The sequence below is a fragment of the Nocardioides sp. NPDC057772 genome (assembly GCF_042798075.1).
Lineage (GTDB): Bacteria > Actinomycetota > Actinomycetes > Propionibacteriales > Nocardioidaceae > Nocardioides.
In genome coordinates this window covers 1,989-2,789 of record NZ_JBHVKN010000341.1, presented here as the reverse complement: position 1 = coordinate 2,789, position 801 = coordinate 1,989, and the positions used below count along the sequence as shown (strand labels likewise).

The following is an 801-nucleotide window of genomic DNA, read 5'->3' as shown; positions in this document are numbered from 1 at the left end:
CCCCAGAGAAGCTGCACGGTACTTCCCGGCCAGCTCCTCGGCGTCCGCGGTCGCACCCGCGACCTCGACGCCGATGCCACCCGCGGCGAGCAGGTTGGTCGCGAAGGTCGCCCGAGCGGTGTGCTGGGCGACGGTGCCGAGGGTGGCCAGGAAGACCTTCGCGGTGGCGGGGGTGTCGCGCAGCGCCTCGAAGGAGGCGCCGTAGCGCACCACCCGCTCGTTGAGCGGGTCGACCGGTCGCTCGGGGAGCGTCTCGGCGAGGTTGGGGAACTCGGTGAGGCCGGTGATCGGGCGCTTGCGGCGCGCGATCGCCTTCTCCCTCTCCGCGGAGACCGCGGCGATCCGGTCCCGGAAGGGCGAGAAGTCGTGACCCCCGGAGGTTGCTCCGGTCCACTCCTCCTCGAGCTGGATGAACGCCTCCCAGCCGGCCTCCGCCATGTCGGCGGTCAGCTTCTCGACGGCGTAGGAACCACCGGCGGGGTCCGCGACGGCCGCGACGTGGGACTCGTCGATCAGCAGGTGGGACACGTTGCGGGCGATCCGGCGCCCGAACCCGTCCGGCACTCCGTTGGCGGAGTCGAAGGGCAGCACGGTCACCGCGTCGGCCCCGCCGACACCGGCGGCGAAGGCCGCGACGGTGCCGCGCAGCATGTTCACGTAGGGGTCGTACTTCGACAGCATCGGCCGCGAGCTCACCGCGTGGATGCGCATCTCCACGCCCTCGACCCCGGAGAGCTCGAGCACGCGCGACCACAGCTGCCGGGCCGCCCGCAGCTTGGCGATGGTCGGGAACTGCTCGTC

1 protein-coding gene is annotated in these 801 nt (G+C 72.4%); it reads right to left on the bottom strand.

What is annotated here, in order from left to right:
• Window positions 1–801 (bottom strand): methylmalonyl-CoA mutase family protein (locus tag ACFVJS_RS27365; protein ID WP_378886697.1); only part of this gene is annotated, 801 nt, incomplete at both ends.